19 protein-coding genes and 1 pseudogene are annotated in these 19,410 nt (G+C 70.0%); 7 read left to right on the top strand and 13 right to left on the bottom strand.

Annotation, left to right across the window (positions count from 1 at the left end; all coding sequences use genetic code 11):
• The first annotated feature begins 49 nt into the window (after positions 1-49).
• Positions 50-736: an alpha/beta fold hydrolase gene (locus tag RM779_RS19090; RefSeq protein ID WP_311618938.1), complete on the top strand. Its 687-nt coding sequence runs from the start codon at positions 50-52 to the stop codon at positions 734-736.
• 289 nt (positions 737-1,025) lie between these two features.
• Here the strand turns inward: RM779_RS19090 and RM779_RS19085 are convergent, their stop codons facing one another.
• Positions 1,026-1,949: a LysR family transcriptional regulator gene (locus RM779_RS19085; RefSeq protein WP_311618937.1), complete on the bottom strand. Its 924-nt coding sequence runs from the start codon at positions 1,947-1,949 to the stop codon at positions 1,026-1,028.
• Positions 1,950-2,051: 102 nt separating this feature from the next.
• Here RM779_RS19085 and RM779_RS19080 point away from each other — a divergent pair, with 102 nt between their 5' ends.
• Positions 2,052-2,885: an oxidoreductase gene (locus RM779_RS19080; protein WP_311618936.1), complete on the top strand. Its 834-nt coding sequence runs from the start codon at positions 2,052-2,054 to the stop codon at positions 2,883-2,885.
• A gap of 236 nt (positions 2,886-3,121) precedes the next feature.
• Here the strand turns inward: RM779_RS19080 and RM779_RS19075 are convergent, their stop codons facing one another.
• Entirely contained in the window at positions 3,122-4,309 is a 1,188-nt protein-coding gene (locus RM779_RS19075; protein ID WP_311618935.1) for a winged helix DNA-binding domain-containing protein, read from the bottom strand.
• Positions 4,310-4,539: 230 nt separating this feature from the next.
• Between RM779_RS19075 and RM779_RS33875 the strand changes: the two are divergent.
• Positions 4,540-4,713 (top strand): annotated as a pseudogene (locus RM779_RS33875) (IS1380 family transposase); the annotation flags it as partial.
• Positions 4,714-4,878: 165 nt separating this feature from the next.
• Here the strand turns inward: RM779_RS33875 and RM779_RS19070 are convergent.
• Positions 4,879-5,991, bottom strand: a complete 1,113-nt coding sequence (locus tag RM779_RS19070; protein ID WP_311618934.1) for an SDR family NAD(P)-dependent oxidoreductase — start codon at positions 5,989-5,991, stop codon at positions 4,879-4,881.
• A 98-nt stretch (positions 5,992-6,089) separates the two neighbouring features.
• Here RM779_RS19070 and RM779_RS19065 point away from each other — a divergent pair, with 98 nt between their 5' ends.
• Together RM779_RS19065 and RM779_RS19055 are read left to right on the top strand one after the other, a co-directional pair.
• The gene (locus tag RM779_RS19065) at positions 6,090-6,920 is read left to right on the top strand and encodes a helix-turn-helix transcriptional regulator (protein ID WP_311618933.1); all 831 of its coding nucleotides are present in this window, start codon (positions 6,090-6,092) and stop codon (positions 6,918-6,920) included.
• A 263-nt stretch (positions 6,921-7,183) separates the two neighbouring features.
• Positions 7,184-8,035 (top strand): RCC1 domain-containing protein, encoded by an 852-nt coding sequence (locus tag RM779_RS19055; protein WP_311619037.1) that lies wholly within the window; start codon positions 7,184-7,186, stop codon positions 8,033-8,035.
• A 152-nt stretch (positions 8,036-8,187) separates the two neighbouring features.
• Here RM779_RS19055 and RM779_RS19050 read toward each other — a convergent pair whose 3' ends face one another.
• The 3 genes from RM779_RS19050 to RM779_RS19040 form a co-directional block, all read right to left on the bottom strand.
• Complete coding sequence (locus RM779_RS19050) at positions 8,188-10,590, bottom strand: penicillin acylase family protein (protein ID WP_311618932.1); 2,403 nt, start codon at positions 10,588-10,590, stop codon at positions 8,188-8,190.
• A 447-nt stretch (positions 10,591-11,037) separates the two neighbouring features.
• A complete protein-coding gene (locus RM779_RS19045) occupies positions 11,038-11,724 on the bottom strand; it encodes a lytic polysaccharide monooxygenase (RefSeq protein WP_311618931.1) in 687 nt (228 codons plus the stop codon).
• A 142-nt stretch (positions 11,725-11,866) separates the two neighbouring features.
• The gene (locus tag RM779_RS19040; RefSeq protein WP_311618930.1) at positions 11,867-12,064 is read right to left on the bottom strand and encodes a hypothetical protein; all 198 of its coding nucleotides are present in this window, start codon (positions 12,062-12,064) and stop codon (positions 11,867-11,869) included.
• Here RM779_RS19040 and RM779_RS19035 point away from each other — a divergent pair.
• Complete coding sequence (locus tag RM779_RS19035) at positions 12,051-12,998, top strand: LacI family DNA-binding transcriptional regulator (RefSeq protein ID WP_311618929.1); 948 nt, start codon at positions 12,051-12,053, stop codon at positions 12,996-12,998. The two genes, RM779_RS19040 and RM779_RS19035, sit on opposite strands and share 14 nt — an antisense overlap.
• 514 nt (positions 12,999-13,512) lie before the next feature.
• Here RM779_RS19035 and RM779_RS19030 read toward each other — a convergent pair.
• From RM779_RS19030 to RM779_RS19000, 7 genes are all read right to left on the bottom strand, one after another.
• Positions 13,513-14,232 carry an SGNH/GDSL hydrolase family protein gene (locus RM779_RS19030; RefSeq protein ID WP_311618928.1) on the bottom strand — a complete coding sequence of 240 codons (720 nt, stop codon included), beginning with the start codon at positions 14,230-14,232 and terminating at the stop codon, positions 13,513-13,515.
• Complete coding sequence (locus RM779_RS19025; RefSeq protein ID WP_311618927.1) at positions 14,229-14,699, bottom strand: cupin domain-containing protein; 471 nt, start codon at positions 14,697-14,699, stop codon at positions 14,229-14,231. Before RM779_RS19025 ends, RM779_RS19030 begins: the two co-directional genes overlap by 4 nt.
• Positions 14,700-14,789: 90 nt before the next feature.
• The gene (locus RM779_RS19020) at positions 14,790-15,626 is read right to left on the bottom strand and encodes an AraC family transcriptional regulator (RefSeq protein WP_311618926.1); all 837 of its coding nucleotides are present in this window, start codon (positions 15,624-15,626) and stop codon (positions 14,790-14,792) included.
• Positions 15,627-15,960: 334 nt separating this feature from the next.
• Positions 15,961-16,680, bottom strand: coding sequence for a spermine/spermidine synthase domain-containing protein (locus RM779_RS19015; RefSeq protein WP_311619036.1), 720 nt, complete (start codon positions 16,678-16,680; stop codon positions 15,961-15,963).
• Between the two features lie 96 nt (positions 16,681-16,776).
• Positions 16,777-17,319, bottom strand: a complete 543-nt coding sequence (locus RM779_RS19010; protein ID WP_311618925.1) for a VOC family protein — start codon at positions 17,317-17,319, stop codon at positions 16,777-16,779.
• Positions 17,316-17,492: a hypothetical protein gene (locus RM779_RS19005; RefSeq protein WP_311618924.1), complete on the bottom strand. Its 177-nt coding sequence runs from the start codon at positions 17,490-17,492 to the stop codon at positions 17,316-17,318. Before RM779_RS19005 ends, RM779_RS19010 begins: the two co-directional genes overlap by 4 nt.
• 103 nt (positions 17,493-17,595) lie before the next feature.
• Complete coding sequence (locus RM779_RS19000) at positions 17,596-18,318, bottom strand: hypothetical protein (protein WP_311618923.1); 723 nt, start codon at positions 18,316-18,318, stop codon at positions 17,596-17,598.
• A gap of 813 nt (positions 18,319-19,131) precedes the next feature.
• On the opposite strand from RM779_RS19000, the gene RM779_RS18995 reads away from it, so the two are divergent.
• Entirely contained in the window at positions 19,132-19,359 is a 228-nt protein-coding gene (locus RM779_RS18995) for a MerR family DNA-binding transcriptional regulator (protein WP_311618922.1), read from the top strand.
• Positions 19,360-19,410 lie beyond the last annotated feature (51 nt).

Below are 19,410 nucleotides of genomic sequence, written 5' to 3'. Positions count from 1 at the left end.
GATCTCCTCCTACGGTGTTCCTCCGCGAAACGGAAGAAGGGAACTGGTCATGAACATCCTGCTCATCGGCGGCCTGTGGCTGAACGGCTCCGTGTGGGGCCGTGTCGCCTCCGCACTGGAGGCGCTCGGCCATCGCCCGGTGCCGCTCACCCTCCCGGGCCAGGGGGACGGCTCCGCGTCCGCCACGCTCGACGACCAGGTGGAGGCGGTGCTCGCCGCCGTGGACGCGGCACCCGGCGAGCACCTGGTGGTGGGACATTCCGCCGCCTGCTCGCTGGCCTGGCTGGCCGCCGACCGCCGGCCGGAGCGGCTGGCCAAGGTCGCCCTCATCGGCGGCTTCCCGTCCTCCCACGGTCAGCTGTACGCCGACTTCTTCGAGGTGAGGGACGGCGTCATGCCCTTCCCGGGCTGGGGCCCGTTCGAAGGGCCGGACGCCGCCGACCTCGACGACGAGGCCAGGCGAGAGCTGGCGGCCGGTGCGATCCCCGTGCCCCAAGGCGTGGCCAAGGGCGTGGTACGGCTGGCAGACGACCGGCGGTTCGACGTCCCGGTCGTGGTCGTATGCCCGGAGTTCACGCCCGCGCAGGCTCGGGACTGGATCAACGCCGGCGACGTCCCGGAGCTCGCCCGGGCCAAGCGCGTCGACTTCGCCGATATCGACTCCGGCCACTGGCCCATGGTCACCAAGCCTGCCGAGCTGGCCCGGGTCCTGGCCGCGGCGGCCGACGCGGCCTGACGGGGCGGCTGCTGCGACAACGGACCATGCGGGAGCCGCTGTTGCCGAGGGGCCAAAAGCCCATGTCCACCGCGATCACGGCCGGGCAGCGGGGCGAATCCCCGGTCGGGGTCGGAAAGGGCGCGGAAGTCACCGTCCCGGCCTTCGACCCGGCTGAGGGTGATCAGCGGGGCGTGGCGCAGGCAATGCCGGCCTGTGTTCGTGCCCGCGTCACGTGGGGCGTTCGCCGGGCATCGGCCGGGGGCGGGACGGCTTCGGTCCTTCGCTTGAGGGAAGGGGCCCGCCTCCCTCACGGCCGTGCCCTGCCACCGCCCGTGGTCCCGGCCGCCTGCTCGCACGCGCGAGCGTACTCGCGTACCAGCGGGCGGCGGTCGTCCGCGCGCCAGGCAAGGGCAAAACGGCTGGGCGAGATGCCCCGCACCACACGGGTGACGACTCCGCCGAGGGTGATCAGCGGGGCGTTCCCGGCCGCCAGCAGGACCACGCCGAGACCGGCGACGAGTGCCTCGTACGTCTCCTCGGTGCTCGCCACCTCCGCACCGATGAGCGCGGGCGTCCCGCCGCGGGCGTCGGTGGCAAGCCAGTAGTCCCGCAGGGGCCCGGCGCTGTCGGGCAGAGCGAGGAACGGCTCGTCCAGCAGGTCGGCGAAGTCGACGTTCTCCTGGTCGGCGAGCGGATGAGTATTCGCCATCGCGACCAAGCGGGGCTCCTCGGTGACCACCACCCACCGGTAGCGGTCGGGCTCGGGCAGAGGCAGCCAGACGAACGCCGCGTCGCACGTGCCATCGGCGAGCCCGGCGGTCGAGTCGTGCCAGGGGACATGTCGAAGTCTGAGGCGGGCATCGGGGCAGGCGGCGGTGAAGCGGGAGCGGATCGCCGGCAGCACGCCCCCGCGCCCCGGGCTGGTGCTCATTCCCACGACGAGAACGGCCGCCCGGTCGGCCATGACCCGGGCGACTGTCTCCTGGGCTGCCTCCCACTCGGCGAGAATGCGCTGGGCGTGCGGCAGCAGCGCTGCGCCGACCTCGCTCAGGCGCACTTCGCGCCGGTCACGCTCGAACAACGCGGCCCCCACCTGCTTCTCCAGCATTCTGACCTGCTTGCTCAGTGCGGGCTGCGAGACGTAGAGCCGCTCCGCTGCGCGCGTGAAGTGCAACTCCTCGGCCACTGCGGCGAAGTACCTCAGATCCCGTCCGTGAACGTCCATAACCATCGGCTATCACGGCAGGTCTTGGACGGGCAACTGGTCCGCCTCGCAGAGTGGTTCGCACGGACCCGCCGAGCACGGCGGATCACCCGGCACAGGGAGAAGAACATGAACAAGGTCTGGCTGGTCACCGGAGCGAGTAAGGGGCTCGGCCGCGCGATCGCCGAAGCGGCGGTGGCCGCGGGCGACATCGTGGTCGCCGCCGCCCGCCGCACCGAACTGCTCGACGACCTGGTCGCCGCACATCCGGATCAGGTCGAGACGCTATCGCTGGACGTCACCGACATCGCGGCCGTCCAGGCTGCGGTTGACGGCGTGGTAGCCCGGCACGGCCGGATCGACATCCTGGTCAACAACGCCGGGCGGGGCACGGTGGGGGCGGTGGAGGAGACCACCGACGAGGATCTGCGGAACCTGATGGACCTGCACTTCTTCGGCCCGGCCGCGCTCACCCGGGCCGCACTGCCGCACATGCGCCGCCGGCGCTCAGGCGCCATCGTTCAGATGTCCAGCATGGGTGGGCGGTTCTCCTTCGCCGGAGTCGGCGCCTACTCCGCCACCAAGTTCGCCCTGGAGGGGCTTTCCGAGGCCCTGGCCGCCGAGGTCGCCCCGCACGGCATCCGGGTGCTGATCGTCGAGCCCGGCGCATTCCGTACCAGCTTCGCCGGCGCCGGGTCCCTGCAACAGTACGCGGCGCTGGACGCCTACCAGGACACCGTGGGCCCGGTCCGCTCGGGGCTGCCGGGCGGCAACGGCCAGGAAGCCGGCGACCCGGCCAAGGCCGCGGCCGCCATCCTCACCGTCCTCGACGCCGACGAGCCGCCGCTGCGCCTGCCGCTCGGCAACGACGCCGCCGACGCCATCATCGACCACCTCGACCGCGTCGGCACCGAACTCCGCTCCTGGGAGAAGCTCACTCGTTCCACCGACTTCGACGACTGACACCACCCCCGGCCGACTCCACCCCGGCCAGCGTTTCCACCGAAGGCACGGGGCCACCCTGCGCGCGGCGTACATCGATGGACGGCGCGCCGCTCCGTCTCCTCCATCTCGTCCGTCTCGCGCGACGGCGGGCTCACCATCCAGTTGTTCATTCCCGGTGACGTCACGGGGTTCCCCGGCGTGGTCCCGGGCCACCGCTGGACATGTTCGGCTGCCGCGGAAGTGCCCCCGGCGCGTTAGGTGCCGAACTCGACATCCACGGACGACGCGCCTCGCAACGGCGCGATCTGCTCGGCTTCGTTTCGGAGCGCCTTCTTGTCCCGAACCGGCAGCGAGCCGAACGTCGTGATGGCGATGGTCAGCTTCCGGCCGCGCTTGCGTGGCCGCCAGATGCCGGTGATCCTGCCGCCCGCGAGGACCGTGCCGGGCTCGCCGACCGTCTTCCACACCTCCTGGTGGCAGGGCTTGTCGACGATCGTGTCGCGGTCGCGCAGCTGGGTATACGGGTCACGTGGCGGCAGCAGGCGTACACCCTCGGGTTTCGGCGCTGACCGCAGCGCGTCGAGGTCCTCGGTGAGGACCCACGACGTGCCGCCGAACTCGACCCGCGTCAGCTCGTCGGCGACCGGATTCCACCAGGGGGCGGTGTCACCGGCACGGATGCCCAGCCACGCGGCGAAGTCCCGCCGCGTCGACGGTCCATAGCAGTGCAGGTAGCGGCGAAGCAGTTCGGCGCGCGCGACCTCCGGGTCGATGTCCGGGATCGGGTCGCCGAGCCACTCCTCGACCAGGATGAACGGTGCCTTGTTCCCGGCGCGTGGCGCGAAGCAGATCACCCGCTGCAACGTGAGAACGCGGATGCAGAAATGCACCACCGCCTCGCCGAGCGGCTGGCCCGCGGCGTGGGGGCCTTCTTCTTCCCAGACGTCGCGCTGTTTCTTCGGCAGCCTCTGGGAAATCCGCGTGGCGAGCTCGGCGCCCAGCTCGTTGATGGCGAGTTGGCGCCCGGACAGTACGCCACCGATCTCTGCCCCGGTCAGCTCCACCGTCTCGGTCAGGCTCATATTGAGCCTGACCAACGACTGTTCCGCGCCGAGGACGAAGTGGCGCATGGCCTCTTCCGTCGGCGGTAGCACGCCGGTGGTGAAGACCGGTGCGTCCGCGGTGGGGAAGAAGAACGGCGAGCCGCGCATGCACCAGCTCTGCAGCAGGCTTCTCTCCTCCGCCACCGCATCGGCCACCCGTTCCGGGGTGAGGTTCCGCACTCTGGCGTGCAGGGCCAGCTGCGCCGATCCGGGCGGGCTGTTCTGAATCCCGCACCGGCCGGCTGCGTCGAGCAGCCCGTTCTCGCTCAACCGTTCGGTGAGGTGATGGGCGCCCAGGCGGAACGCGATGGCATCGCCCTTCGACACCTTGAAAGCCACCTGCGCACCCTATCGCCGCCCTGCCCCGCCACAGCATGAGCCGAACGACGTGCCTCGGCGGGGGCGACGACGCATCATGGACATCGACGGGGTTTTCGTGCCGGGCCCACTCCGAGAAGTAGAACGCCTCCGCGACCTGGAAGAAGACCTCTGGGCACCACCCGCGGTTTTCGTCGACCACGGCCGAGACGGCAGCGGGAGCCGGTCGCGAGTCCGCCGCGCCCCGGGAGTGCGGGCGGCAGACACTGATCCGGACCGAGTCCGGCGGCGGCGCCCACGCGTTCGCGGCCTGGCTGGCCAAGCGGGGCCGGCGGCTGTCGTAGTCGGTAGGCATGACCATCACCGAGCAGATCCACCACACCGACCTGAAGGTTCCCAGCTCGGCCTGGACGGCGGCCACCGAACCCAAAAGCTGGCCGAAGGGCCCGCGCCTGCCGCAGCCGGACCGGCCGAAGGCCCCAGTCCGTTGCCGTTGCGCGGTGTTGGACGAAGCAGCCCACTGTTCTCTCCGGAGCCCGTACTGCGTGCGTGGGACCTTCGAACGGCGCCGGTCGTGCCGCCCGCATCTGTTACTTGGTGTATCGGGTAGCGAGCTGGGGGGACTGGCCGCCGAAGGCGGCGAGGTCGGCGGTGAACACGTCCTGGAGGAGCTGGTGGTTCTCCACGCCGGGGGCGCTGACAGTCTCGCCGAGTTCCAGGCCGCGCAGGGCGCCGGTGACGAGGTCGTCGGCGCTCATCCGCGGCACGGCGCTCAGGTCCAGACCCTGGGAGGAGTGGAACTCGGTGGCTACTACGCCGGGGCAGACCACGCCGACCTTGACGCCGGAGTCCTCGACCTCGGCGGCCAAGGTCTGGGTCATGGCGACGAGGTAGGCCAGGGCGCCGGCGTAAACGGCGCGCCGCGGCATGACGGCCTTGCCGGCGGGGCCCGAGAAGGCGATCATCCCGGCGACGTTCAGGATGGTGCCGGCGCCGCGCTGCTGCATGGGGCGGACGGCGGCGCGCATGAGCTGGGTGGGGGCGAGCACTTTGACATTGACCAGTTCGCGGGCCTTGTCGGCCGGCAGGTCGGCCAGTGGCATGTAGTGGGCGACGCCGGCGTTGTTGACCAGCATGTCCAGCGGCTCGCTGGCGCAGATCTCGGCGAGGGTGTCGATGCCGTCCAGGGCGGCCAGGTCGGCGGCGACGGTGCGGACGTGCACCTCAGGGTGGGCGGAGGCGAACTCCACGAGACGGTCCTGTCGGCGGCCGACGATGATCAGGTCGTAGCCTTCGGCGGCGAAGCGTTCGGCGAACGCCTTGCCGATGCCGGAGGTCGCGCCGGTGACAAGGGCGAGCTTGCTCATGAGGGGCGTTCCTTTCGACAAGGGTGTTCCGGCCCAGGCGGCAGGGCGGGTGGCGGGGATGTGGCGCAGCCGGGCGAACTCGCTGCGGTACGGGGCGGCGCCATACTCGGGTCGGTCATCGCCCAGATCGTCGGTGCCGACGATGTAGCCCCGGCGGCCCAGGGACCAGGACAGGAACCGGTAGGAGGCCAGATCGGCCTCGGCCGCCGGCCGCTCACCGCTGACCGGAGCGTCCAGAACCGCGACGTTCCGGCCGCGTACTGTCCGGCAAGCCGGACGGCGGCTGACGGCGGCCGCCGGGACGCCGGTGCCATGGTTGGTGTCCTGCTCATGCACTCAGCATGCGTACCAAGCACATCATGAGGTAGTAGACCCGCCTTCCTGGGGCTGTCAGTACCAGGAAAGGCAAAAGGCCCCTTTGCCACAATGGCGCCATGCCCCAGACAGAACTCGGGGAAGCCCTGCGCACCTGGCGCGACCGCGTCACCCCCGATCAGGCCGGCTTGCCCCCAGGCGGCCGCAGACGCGCCCCCGGCCTGCGTCGTGAAGAGCTTTCTCAGCTCGCCGGCATCTCCGCCGACTACATCGTCCGCCTCGAACAGGGCCGCGCCACCAACCCCTCGCCCCAGATCGTCGAAGCCCTCGCCCGCGCCCTGCGGCTGAAACAAGGTGAACGCGCACACCTCTTCCACCTCGCGGGACTGGCCGAACCCGGCCCCGGCGTCGTCCCCCGCCACATCACCCCCGGCGTCCACCGCATCCTCGACCGCCTGAACGGCACCCCTGTCGCCGTCTACGACGCCACCTGGACCCAGCTTCTCGCCAACCCCCTCTACACCGCCCTCATAGGAGACTGGCACGGCCCCGACCTCAACGCCGCCTGGCGCGCCTTCATCACCTCCACAACCCGCGTACGCCACACCCCGGAATCCAACGGCGCCCTCCAGCAACTCCTCGCCGCCGACCTCCGACGCACCGCGGCCCTCTACCCCAACGACCCAGCCCTCACCGACCTGATCACACAGCTCCAACGGCGCAGCGCCCACTTCGCCGGACTCTGGCACACCGGCGCCACCGCCGAACATCAATCCACCCGCAAGACCATCGACCATCCCGCCGTCGGCGCCCTCACCCTGGACTGCGATGTCCTCCACGTCGCCGGTAATCGTCTGCGCATCATGGCCTACACCGCCGAACCCGGAACCGAAGATGCCGAACGCCTCGCCCTGCTCTCCGTCATAGGCACACAGACACTCATCGGCTGAGGACTGGAAACAGAATGAGGGCTCCGGACACCGGGAATGTCGCTGCTCCAGCCCGCGTTGGTGCGGCCGAGGTGCATCATGCGGGAAAGCCGTGGGAGCATATCGAGCCGCTGTTGGCTCGATGACCGGCGGGCCCTGTGCGGCATCCTGTTCGTGCTCCACACCGGCTCCCCTGGCGTCACCTTCCGCGGAAACTCGGCTTCGGCTTGGGGGAGGCCCGTTGGCGGCGGCGGAGTCCGGCAGCGCCTGCACAAGGAGGCAGAATGCTCGACAATCCGTCGGCGCTGGCGGCCGGAAGGCGTCATTCGGTCGGACGGCGCTGGGACGGAACCGTTCTCGCCGTGGGCAATACCGCAGCCGATGAATGTGGTGTCGAGCGATGGCAGGATGTCGTTGTGGTGGCGGCCGGCAACGTTCATACCGCGACGAACACGGGCAAGTCCCATACGGTGGGACTCCGGTCGGACGGCACCGTGCTGGCAACGGGGTGGAACGGCGATGGGCAATGCGATGTCGCCGGATGGCGCGGGGTCACGGCCGTGGCCGCGGGCTGGCGCCGCACGCTCGGGCTGCTCCAGAACGGCCGCGTGCTAGCGATTGGCCGGAGTTCAGAAGGGCAGTGCGACGTACAGTCCTGGCGCGAGATGGTCGCCCTCTCGTGCGGTGACTGGCATTCGGTCGGCGTCCGGTCGGACGGTTCCGCACTGGCCACGGGTAACAACCGACGACGTCAGTGCGCCGTTGACGGGTGGCGTGACCTCGCCGCCATTGCGGCCGGGTATGTCCACACCGTCGGCCTCAGGGCCGACGGGCGGGCAGTGGCGACCGGAGACCGGACTGCCGGGGCGTGCGAGGTCGACGAGTGGGAAGAAGTGGTGGCGCTCGACGCGGGCAGCTATCACACCGTCGGGGTCACTGAGTCCGGGCGGGCCCTCGCGACTGGAGACGACAGCCACGGACAGTGCGAAGTCGGCGATTGGCGCGACATCATCGCCGTGGCGGCCGGTTCAATGCACACCCTCGGCCTGTGTGCCAACGGCACAGTCGTGTCCGCAGGGAGCAACGCCGACGGGCAGTGCGCGGTCGATGCCTGGTCCGGAGTCCAGCGTCCATAAGCCTCCGTGCCGCGCATCCCCGCGGCTCCCCAGGGCGGCCGCCCCGGCAACGTTGCGCTGACCGGCCCCGCTCGGGGCCGGCCGCCGGCGTTCCTCACCGCGCCCGCGTCCGCGCCCGCGGCTGCGGGCGGAGGGCTTCCGGCGCTGTGGGTTCAGTCGCGGGCGGGCCGGAGGGTCACGCGGGAGCTCGCGTGCTCCGCCACGGCGCTGCGGCTGTAGAGGAGCGGGAACGTTCCGTCATCGGCCCAGAGTTCGTGCAGGTCGTCGTAGTGCGGGCTGCTGGGGTCACCGGATTGTCCGGGGGCGTTGATGGCCCGCGAGGCGTCCCAGTCGCCCACGTCCACGGCCATCCGGAATACGGGGCCGACGAGCTGCTCGTAGGTGAGCGGGTGGAAGAAGGACGCCTGTACCGTGTGGTAGGTGCCGCCGCGCGGTATCGGGCCGAAGGTGTCCCCCAGCGGGTGCCGGAAGACGTGCGTCTGAAGGTCGCCCCAGCGCCAGGCGGCGGGGTCGGGGCCGAGGCCGAAGTCCTCGCTGACCAGCCGGAACGCCGGGGCCAAAGTCTCCAGCAGCAGCGTGTCCCGGACCTGGGCGCCGTCCGGGCCGAACCACTCGTCCGGGTTGGCGAACGACTCCAGCATGACGGTGACTTCGGGGTTGATGAAGAAGTTCGGGTTGTCGGCGCCCTCGGGGACGAGCATGCCCAGCCAGCTCGGCCGCAGGCTCAGCATGGCCCAGGTCTCGAACAGCGCGGCGGCGGCCGAGTCCTCGTTCGCGACGCCGTCGTAGCCGCGCAGGAGTTCCAGGGCCTGGTTGGTGGTCGGGTCCTGCGAGGTCAACCCGTCGAGGTAAGGCAGCAGTTGGGTGGCGAAAAGTGACTTCTGGTCGGCCTGTAGTTCCAGCGAGTCCTGGAGGGTGGCGTCCTCGGCGGCCGAGAGGACCTCGTCCAGCCGCTGCTTGCGGAACGGCAGGTGCCATTCGTAGGTCGGCGTCACCGGGTGGCCCTCGGGGAAGTTGTACTCGTTCGCCGAGGCGAAGTAACCCTCAGCGGGGTTGAGTTCGCGCGGCAGCTCCTCCTGGCTGTGGAAGCCGTCCCACTCGTAGCGGCCGTCGCCCGGCACGGGCAGCAGGCCGTCGTAGCCGTCACCGGTGCGGCGTGGGATCAGTCCTGCGGGCACCCAGCCGATGTTGCCCTCCGTGTCGGCGTAGGCCATATGGGAACCTGGGGTTTTCCAGCCGTCCAGAGCCTGGCTGAACTCCTCGAAGTTCCTGGCCTCCTGGAAGGCGAGGGCGCCGAGGTAGGGGGAGGTGCCGGGCTCGGTCCAGGCACTGCGGACGGCGTAGGCGCGGTTGTTCTCCTCGTCCACCCGGACGACGGGACCGTGACGGGTGAACCGCAGGTCGGTCGCGGCTGGTTCCGCACCGGCGACGGGGATGTCCTCCTGGACTGTTTCGAACGACTCCCAGCCGTCGCCGTAGCGGTAGCGCGTGGGGTCGTCGGGGTGCAGCTCGTAGACATACAGGTCGTTCTGGTCGATCGGCATGTTGGTGAGGCCGAACGCGATGTGCCCGTTGTGGCCCAAGCTGACCCCGGGGTTCCAGGGCTCGCCGGCGCCGATGACGTCGATGCCGGGCGCGGTGAGGTGGACGAGGTAGCGGTTCGCCGGGGCGGTGTTGCTGGTCCGGTGCGGGTCGGCGGCCAGGATCGGCCGGCCGGACTCGGTGCGTTCCGGGGCAAGCGCCCAGGCGTTGCTGCCGGCCCCGGCGTCCGCGATCGCGTCGGCGGTGGGGTCGGTGGGGTCGGTGGGCCGCATCTCACCGTTGTCGAACGTGACGCCGGCGGTGGCCAGATCGTAAGTCGCCAGCACGTCGTCGGGAATGCTGCACGGATCGAGACCGTCCGGGATCTCGGGGGTATGCGCCGGCTCCAGCGTTCTCAGGAACCGGCTGGCCTCGATGCCGCCGGCGCAGGTGAGTTGGGTGCGCGCCAGCTCCCAGCGCAGGTTTTCCCCGATGGCGTGGGCGCGGATGCGGACGACGTCCTCGGGTTTCCAGTGGGAAGGCTGGTAGCCGAGCTGGTCGAACTCCTCGGGCAGCGCCTCGGGGTTGTCCGCCAGCCAGTCGATGTAGGCGTTGATACCGGCGGCGTACTGCGTGGCGGCGGCGCGCGCCTCGGGGCCGTAGCTCTCCCACTCCTCCTCGATGTCGCCCCGGTAGAGGAACAGCCGGGAGGCGGTGTCCTGTCCGACGTATTCGGGGCCGAGCACCTCACTGAGGAGGCCCAGGCCGTCGCGCCGCCAGGTGTCGATCTGGAAGAGACGGTCCCGGGCGACGGTGAAGCCCTGCCCGAAGAAGAGGTCGTCGGTGTTCCTGGCCCTGATGTGGGAGACGCCCCACTCGTCGACGGTGATGTCGACCGGGCGGTCCAGGCCCGGTATTTCGAGGCGTTCGGGGCGCGTCTCGCCGCCGGTGGCCGAGGCAGGCGCCAGCAGGGCGGCGCCGAGACCGGCCACCGCCAGTGCGGGCGCGAGGAATCTTCGGGTGACGGTGGTCATGAGATGTCTCCGTGGCTGTCGCGGGTGTGGGTGCCCGCTGCAGTGCGTGCCCCCGGTGCCCGGGGACGAACTCGTCGCCCGGGCACGTCACGCGGTTTTCGTCGCCGGAGCACCCGCGGGCGACGAGCACCGTGCCGACGTGGCGGGGAAGCCGCGCGACGGCCGAATCAGCGCTTCCGCCCGGGATGTACCGGACAATCGTCTCCGCATTCCCGGATCTTCGCGCCGGGGAGGCCATGGGTGAACCCCTATGAGTGCCTATCCCGGGGAACGGCTGCTTCGTTCGGCGCTCATCGACGCCGAGGACATCGCCCTCCGGAACACTGTTCCCGGTGGTGATGGGGGGTGACGGTGGTGGTGGCGGGGGTGCGGCCCCGCCGACGACGTGGGAGAACGTCAGTCGCTCGGCGGGGCCGCGGTGGAGCGGGTGGTCGGCGGACCAGCGGATCAGAAGGTCACGTCGCTGCACATGAAGTAGATCTGGTCGGCGTGGGATGCCTTCCAGATCGTGTAGACGACGTGGTGGCCGGTGCGGCCGGGCGCGCTCACGTCAACCGTGTAGTGCTCGGCGGGTGCGTAACGGTCGGTCTCGGCGACCATCTCCAGGTCGCCCCAGTCCAGGGCGTCGGTCTCGGCGTCGTAGCCCTGCTCGGTGACGTAGACCTGCAGGTAGTCGGCGCCGTGCCTGGCCAGATCGTAGACGTCGACGGTGAAGTCGGTGCCGACCTCGGTGGTCCACCAGGGGCCCGGGGTGTCCATGGCCGCGAACTCGGCGTCGTAGGTGTGGCCGGCGCTGCAGAGCTGGTTGTCGGGGATGAACGCCTGGAAGTCGCCGCCGGTGCCCTCGCGGTACAGGCCGGTCCAGCCCCACATGGCGCTGGGGTTCTCCTGCCACGCCCGATAGCACATGGGGTCTTGCTCCTCCACGATCGGGTCGTTCCAGTTGTACTCCCAGCGCAGCATGCAGCCGTAGACGCGGGAGACGGGGTCCTGGACCGACCCGTGGGCGGAGGCGGTCGGGGTCGACCAGGGGCCGGCGACCACCATGGCCACGGCCAGGACGGCCGTTACCGTGGCGGCCAAAAGGGCGCGGGGGGCCCGCGCCTCGCTTCGCTTGTGTCGAAGGGGTGACATCACGGCTCTCCTATCTGCATGCCCATGACACGCAGTTGGGTGTCCCAGCCCTTCCGCTCCGGCGAGGCTAGTGCGGAGCGGCGCCGCCTGTCGATAGCTTTCGTGAGAAACTTTCCGTCAGAAATCAGAGAAACTATCTGGCTCACTGGCTGCCCGAGTGCCAGAATGGCGCCCCTGCCAGACGAAGGAAGGCGATCGTGACGGACGAGCAGTCGCTGGCATCGAACGCATCGAACGCACCGGCGGCACCGGCGGCGGACGGGTCGAGCGCGGGAGGCGACTCGCGACGGCCGGTCACGATCGCGTACATCGCGGAGTCGGCGGGCGTGTCGATTCCCACCGTGTCGAAGGTGATCAACGGCAGGTCGGGGGTGTCCGACGACACCCGGGCCCGCGTGGAGGAGCTGATCAACCGGCACGGGTACCGCAAGCCGCCGGGTTCGCGCAACAACGTCGTGGAGCTCGTCTTCCGTGAGCTGCAGAGCATGGGGGCGGTGGAGATCATCCGCGGTGTCGAGCGGGTGGCGCGCGAGCGCCGGGTCGGCGTCATGGTCTCCGAGTTCGGCCTCCACGACTCGACTCCCATGACCATGGATGACACGGTCGGACGCCGCCCGAACTGCGTGCTGTCGGTGGCACAGCTCTCGGCCGCCGAGCGTGAGCAGCTGAGCGCGAAGGGCATCCCGTTCGTCGTCTTCGACCCGACCACCGAACTCCCCGATGACGTTCCGTTCGTGGGCGCCACCAACTGGCGCGGCGGCCAGGCGGCCACGCGGCACCTGGTCGAGTTGGGCCACCGGCGCATCGCCGTGATCAGCGGCCCCGAGCAGGTTCTGTGCTGCCGCGCACGGCTGGCCGGCCACGGCTCGGCCCTGGCGGAGGCCGACCTCGCGGCGGACCCCGGCCTGGTGACCCGCGCCCCGCTGACCCGCGAGGACGGCTATGCCGCCGCCCGCACCCTGCTGACCCGCCCCGACCGGCCCACCGCCATCGTCACCGCGAACGACCTTCAGGCCCTGGGCGTCTACCAGGCCGCGCGGGAGATCGGGCTGAGCGTGCCGGAGGACGTGAGCGTGGTCGGCTTCGACGACCTGCCGGTCGTGGCCTGGGTCGATCCGCCGTTGACGACGGTCCACCAACCGCTGACCGAGATGGCCGTGGCGGCCACCGAGTTGGCGCTCGCCCTCGGCCGTGGCGAGAGGGCGTCGCAGCTCGGACTGGAGATCGCGACCACCCTCATCGTCCGGAACAGCACGGCTCCGCCCAAGGACTGAACGGAGCCCGCGCATTCCGTGGACAAGCGCTGAGTTGCTTCACGTTGTGGTGCGGCTGTGGGGCGGTGACGGGGGCACCCGGCCGACCGGCCCCGGGGGACCTGGCGGAGCGCGAACGCGCTCTCAGCGGATGGGCGGGTTGATCCGCGGCTGCGCACGTGCTTCCGGCGGCCGAGGTTCCCGGCGAAGGCTCGGGGCGCCGAGGGGGCTGTATCGGTGTTGTCGCAGCAAATCCGGCATTTACTGCGACATCCCTCACCGCGGCCCTGCGCATGACGCAGTGCTATACGCCACCTGGCCGAAGCAATACGAGAACAGGGCCAGAACGGAAGGTGCCTGCCGGTACCCGGCAACGGCGGGACGGGGCCGCAACCTGCGCCCGCAGCCGGCGCTTTTGTCCCGCGCCTCGGACGAGCAGCACACGGCGTCCTGCCGATCGGCACCGAGCCGCTGCCCGAAGCCATGCCACCTCCGCGCGGTAGATGGCATCCGACTGGCCGGGCACCGGAACCAGCTACGCGCTCCGGGTCAGCAGACCGGCGTCGATGACCTCAGCGATAAGGGCGGCGCCGCGGCTGTTCTGGTGGATGTGGTCGGTCGTGAGCACGAGACCTCGCCGCCGCGAGATCGTGTCGAGGCTGCGGCGCAGCACTGCGTGCTGGACGAGGACGCCGACGGCCGCTGCGGGCGTCACCTCCCGGTATGAAATCGGCGGCGGGTCCGCTTGGCGCAGTTCCTCGATCTGGCGTTCGTGGAGCGGAAGGTAGGCCACCTCGTTGGCGGCGGCGACCTCGGCGATCACCCGGCTGTACGCCTGCGATGCCTGGGCCGCTGCTCCGTCGAGTTGTTGGCCGAGTACCGGTAGCGACAGCAGACCGATCGTCGCGTCGGTCTCCGCTCGCAGCCGTGTGACGACGGCTCCCAGGCACTGTTGGAACCAGCCGGCCGACGGGCGATCGGGGAGCTGCTTGCGCTTCATGGCCTGCTCGACGGGGTAGCCGGCAAGGCTCGCTCGGGCGTCGTTGGTCCCGATCAACACGGTGATCACATCGGGTGGGTTCGTGACGACAGCATCGAGGCCCTGCAAGAGGTTATAGGCGAAGTCGCCGTTGGCGCCGAAACGGGCAAGCTGCACGTCGCCGGGAGGGTGGCGTCGTCCGAGAAGATCCAGGTAGTCGACGCTGAACAACGCGCGGGTGAGGCTGTCGCCGAGGCACGCGATGCGTGTCGTCACGGCGCTTCCTCCGGGCCGGGCGTGCCGACGCGTTCGGTCGGGCGGGTGTCGGTCCGGGGACGGTGGTCGGTGCCGAGGGTCGCGGTGATGGCCAGGATGGACGTCGGCCCCTCCATGTCGACCACGTGCCATACCCCGGCCGGGTTGATGGTGGCCTCGCCCGGCCCGAGCAGAACGTGGTCGGGCACCCCGTCCACGTCGCGGGTGACCGTCACGGACCCGCTGAGACAAACGACCAGTTCGTCGCCGGCGGGGTGGCGCTCCCAATGGTCGCCGAGCCCGTCGCCGTCGAAGATCATCACCATCCGGCCCTCGGCGCCGTCTGCCGCGACCGCGGCGCTGTAGGCCTGGAGCACCTCCGGGTCCCAGGCGAAACCCTCGACCCGTTTCGCTCTCGATCCCAGTCCGAGGTGCACGGGGGTGGTCCGCAGATCCATGGCATTGCGTTCGTGGTTGACGAGTCTCATGCCGACGATCGTCCACGACAGCGATCGGGCGGTCTTGAAGAAAAGGGAAGAGAAGAAGAGAAGCCGACGCGAGGGGCAGACGGTTGGCGGCTACCCGGTTCCGAGGAGGACTTCGCCGCGACGCCAGGCCGTCGGCGATCGGCCCGTGAACTCGCGCCAGTCCCGGACGAGATGGGCCTGGTCGGCATAGCCGGAGACGGTTGCCACATCGCCCCACGGGAGCGGGTCCTGCACCGCCGCCAGTTCGTGCGCGTGCTCGAAGCGCAAGACTCGGGCGAAGGTCTTCGGCGACAGGCCCACCTCACCGCGAAACCGCTCGGTGAGGTACCGACGGCTCCAGCCGAGTTCCGCGGCGACCGCACCAACCTGGACACAACCCCGCGCGGCGACGAGGCGGCGCCATGCCTCGGCTACCTCGGGGCGCGCCCAACGCACATGGTCGCCGCAGGCGCCACGGCCGACAGCTCGGAGGAGCAATTCGTCCAGCGCGGTGAACCGCGCCGCCCATGTTGTCGCCGATCGGAGCCGGTCGACCAGCTCGACGGCAAGCGCTCCGAGAAGCTCGTCAAGCGGGACAAGGCGGTGGGCGAGCTCGGCGGACGGCATGCCGTAGATGGCCCGGGCCCCGAGCGGTGTCAGCGATACCTGAACACCTTGCTGGCGTCCGTCGTGGTGAATCGCGACGGACCGGCACATCAGACCGCCGGCCACGCTGCCGAATCGGGTGACCGGTGACCCGTCGTCAACGCCCGCCGCCACCTCCAAAGGATCTGACAGGCTGATCACCGCAGTGAGCGCGCGGCTCGGCGGACCGCAGTGCACCCCCGTCGGGAGCCCGCGGAGGTCGAAGCCGACATACGAGTCGACGTACTCCCGCAAGACGGGCGCCGGACGTGCACCGATCTCGGTGGCCGTGTGGTCCTCCATTTTCGTCAGTGTACGAGGGGAGTGTCCCATCGGCCACAAATCTACCCTCTCGTTAGGGTAGATTTGTGGGCCGCAGGTGCGAAGGCGGTTCCCCCGGCCGTAGTCGCCATCCGGTGGCGCCCGTCTCTTCCGGCACGGCCTCACCGTCCTGCGCCCGGTCGCCCGCTCTCCGGCTTTGCCCGGGGAAGCGGCGACCGGAGCCGCGCCGCGACACCACCGCGCCCGGCCGGAGGCATCGTTCGGCCCCCGGGGCGCCGCCCCGTGCGCGTCGCCCCCTGCGCAGGACCCCGGACATGGCGAGCGCGGTCGGCCGTTCCCGGGGCCCGCGGAAGGCTCAGTCGAGCGACGTACGGCCGAGGTAGACCGTGTTGGCCGAAGTGCCGCCCTGAAGGGGATTGGTGAACGTGATGACGAGCGCGGCCGAGTCCGCGAAAATGTCGGCGAGTACGCGGCGGAAGCCCTCGCTCGGCGGGTCGTTGGACCACAGGGCGAAGACGCCGCCCGGATGCAGGTGAGCGGCCAGGGCGCGCAGCCCGGCGGGTTCGTAGAACGGCGCGTGAGCGGGATGCAGCACGTGGTCCGGCGCATGGTCGATGTCGAGGAGCACCGCATGGAAGCGCCGTTCCGCCTCCCCGGGATCGAACCCGGCGGCACCCGCCATTGAGAAAAAGTTTCCCTGCACCAGCCGGCACCGGGGATCGGACGTCAGCTCCGCGCCCAGGGGCACCAGACCTCGCCTGTGCCACTCGATCACTTCGCTCAGCGCCTCCACCACCAGAAGCGACCGCACCCGCTGATGGGCCAACACGGTGCGGGCGGTGTATCCCAGCCCCAGTCCGCCGACGACCACGTCGACCTCGCCACCCGGCGTCGCCGCGAGCCCGAGCCGTGCCAGCGCCTCTTCTCCTGCCGTGAACAGGCTCGACATCAAGAACTCGTCGCCGAGCTTCACCTCGTAGACCTCGGCGCCCGACACCGGCTCCCGCCTGCGCCGCAGACTGATCTCCCCCATGGGAGTGGTTCGCCAGTCGATTTCCTCGAAACGCACGCTCAGCCGCTCCCGCTCGCTCATCCAGTGATCCGTCCCGCATCCTGTCGCCGGGCGTGCCGCCCTCATGGGCCAGAAAGCCGGCCGAACGTTCCGATGCCGTCATGATTCCAGGCGGCGAACGTGGCACGTCAGCCTCTCGGGGCCGCTCAACCGCACCACGGGGCGGCCGGTCTTCTCGGACCAGGTGACGACGTCCGCCCCGTGGTCGCGTGCACGTGCGACGACGTGATCCGGATCATCGACGCCGATCACGACTTCCCACTGCCGGGTGGACGGCGGAAAGCTGCCTGCGGTGACGAACTCGGCGCGGGCGAGATCGGCGCCGGTTGTCGCGCGGTAGAAATGCCGGGCTCGATCCGGCTGATCGCTGGCCAGGACCATGCGCTGTGGGGTGCCCGCCAAGTGGGGTGGGAGGCTCCACCCGGCGAACCGATGCGGCTGCCACAGGGAGAAGGCGGCGCCCACCGGGTCGATCAACGTCGCCAGACGACCCTGATCGCCCGCGTCGAAGGGGGGAACGACCAAACGGGCGCCGTTCGCCGTCGCTGCTTCGGCGCGGCGGTCGACGTCGTCGACCGCCAGGTAGTAGGCGATGTGGGCAGGGGTCTCCGGTGGGTAGATGGGGCTGGCGAGGTCGCTCACCCGCCGATCCGGTGACCATCGACAGTGATCTTGGTGGCCTGGCGCCAGTCCTCCTCATCCACCGCGAAGTGCCGGCCCAGCATCTCCGAGAAGAAGGTGACGGTGCCGGGCACGTCGCGGGCCTTGAGGTCCATCCAGCAGAACTCGTTCAATGAACCCGGACGGGGCGTCATTCCGGTCTCCCTTTCTCCTGTACCTGATATCGGGACGTTCAGACGGTCCCTACAGGCGGCGTCCCACCCGGGCTGCCCTGGGCGTAGTCTTCCGTCCGCCATGTCATGGGCCGCCTCGTTCGCGAGGATTCGCGCCTGTGTGCTCGCGCGAGATGGCCTCTCCGCCGAGTCGCGCGATGCTGGGCTGCACCAGCGGTCGGGTGAGCCGGCGCACCGGCGGAGAGGCGAGGAACGCGGCCAGAAGCACCGCGCCGGTGATGACTGCCAAGTGGTCGTGCCACTGGTCGACGTGCTCGTGCAGCCCGTGGTCGCGGGCGGCACGGATGAAGAAGATGTGGAGCAGGTAGATGTACATGCCGCCCGTCCCCAGATAGGTCACCACGGGTATCCGGCGACGCGGGACCAGGTGGATGAAGCAGACGGCGACGGCGGCACCGAGGGCGATGACGGCGGCCCGTACGAGCCAGGCGCCGATCGTGCCGAATACCTCGCCCTCGCTGCCGTAGGGCCCCCGCATGGGCGGCCACGCCAGCCGGACGTCATCGTGCAGGACCCACATACAGGCCATGGACCCCGCTATCACCAGGGCACTGACCGGCCGGCTGCGGCGGGCGGCGAAGAATACGTCGAGGTCGCCCCGGCGAATCTTCCACCCCAGCACGAAGAACGGGAAGAAAGCCACGGTGCGAGAAGCGGAGAACTCCGTGCCGAACTCGTCGAAATAGCCCACGGCCAGCGCGGCCAGGACCGAGAGAACGAACGGGTGCGGCAGCAGGGCGACATAGGCAGGGCGATACGCCAGAAGATGAGGCTCAGCAGGAACCACAATCCCCACGCCGGATCGCCCAGGGAAAAGTCCCACTCGCCGGTGAGCAGGCGGATCTGCACGGCGTGCAGCACACTGAACGCCAAGTAGGGCACCGCAATGGACTCCACCAGCCGGCGGATGTCGCGGGCCGTGGGCGGCCCGGAGCTGCTGAAGCAGCCGCAGACCAGGGCGAAGACGGGCAGGCGCAGTGCCCACGTCGCCAGGTACAGCCACAAAATGCCGTCGATGTGCCGCAGTTCCTCGATGGCGTGCCCGGTGACGACCAGGCTTCCGGAAAGATAGCGGATGTTTCCCAGTGCGGGTCCCGTGTTGCGCTGCGTCGCCCATCAGAGGAGGGGGCCGCGGCCGGCGTCTCCGTATCTCCGCCGGTCTGCATTCCGGGTCTTCCTCTCACCGATCTCCTACACCCGTATGCCTCGGCGGGCGCTTGATCGCGTGGGCGTGTTCTTCTTGTTCTCGGTCCGGCTGTCATGGGTGTCGCCGTTACTCGGAACACGGCTGCGATCTCCCGGTAACGGAGGGCCGTTCGAGCACGCGTGGGGTGACGGCGTTCAGACCGGGGCAGTCGCCACCGGAGGTGAGAACACCAAGACGCATGGAAGGGCTGCTCCCTCGCAGAGGTCGGGCAGGCGGCGGCTCCAGGGCCGCGCCGGATCGGCACGGTGGGGGCGGGCTCCCGAACGCGTGCGGGGCACCCCTCGTGGGGAGGCAGCTTCGGACTGCCGTCTTCCACCGGCTACTAGCCTACCCTAACGTAAGAGTAAGTTGAGACCGGCGGAGGCCCGGTGGGCGATGCGAGGCGGTGTTGCCGTGAGCGGAAAACTGATGCAGATCGGCGAGGTGTCGGACCGCACGGGACTGTCCCTGCGCACGATCCGCCATCAGGAGAAAGCCGGCATTGTCGCGGCCAGCGGGCGCAGCGCGGGTGATTTCCGCCTTTACACGGAGTCGGAGGTGCGTCGGCTGGCGGCTGGTGCGGCGTATGAGGCCGCTGGGCTTCTGTCTGGAAGACACGCGTACGGTGCTGGCGGTACTTGAGTAGTTGCCGGGGCCCGGTGGGCCGTGGCCCACCACCGACGAACAAGCACA

Origin of the sequence: Streptomyces johnsoniae, assembly GCF_031845565.1 — a bacterium.
In the GTDB taxonomy this organism is placed as follows: Bacteria; Actinomycetota; Actinomycetes; order Streptomycetales; family Streptomycetaceae; genus Streptomyces; species Streptomyces johnsoniae.
Note: the sequence above shows the minus strand (reverse complement) of the source record. Positions and strands in the feature narration are given on the sequence as shown.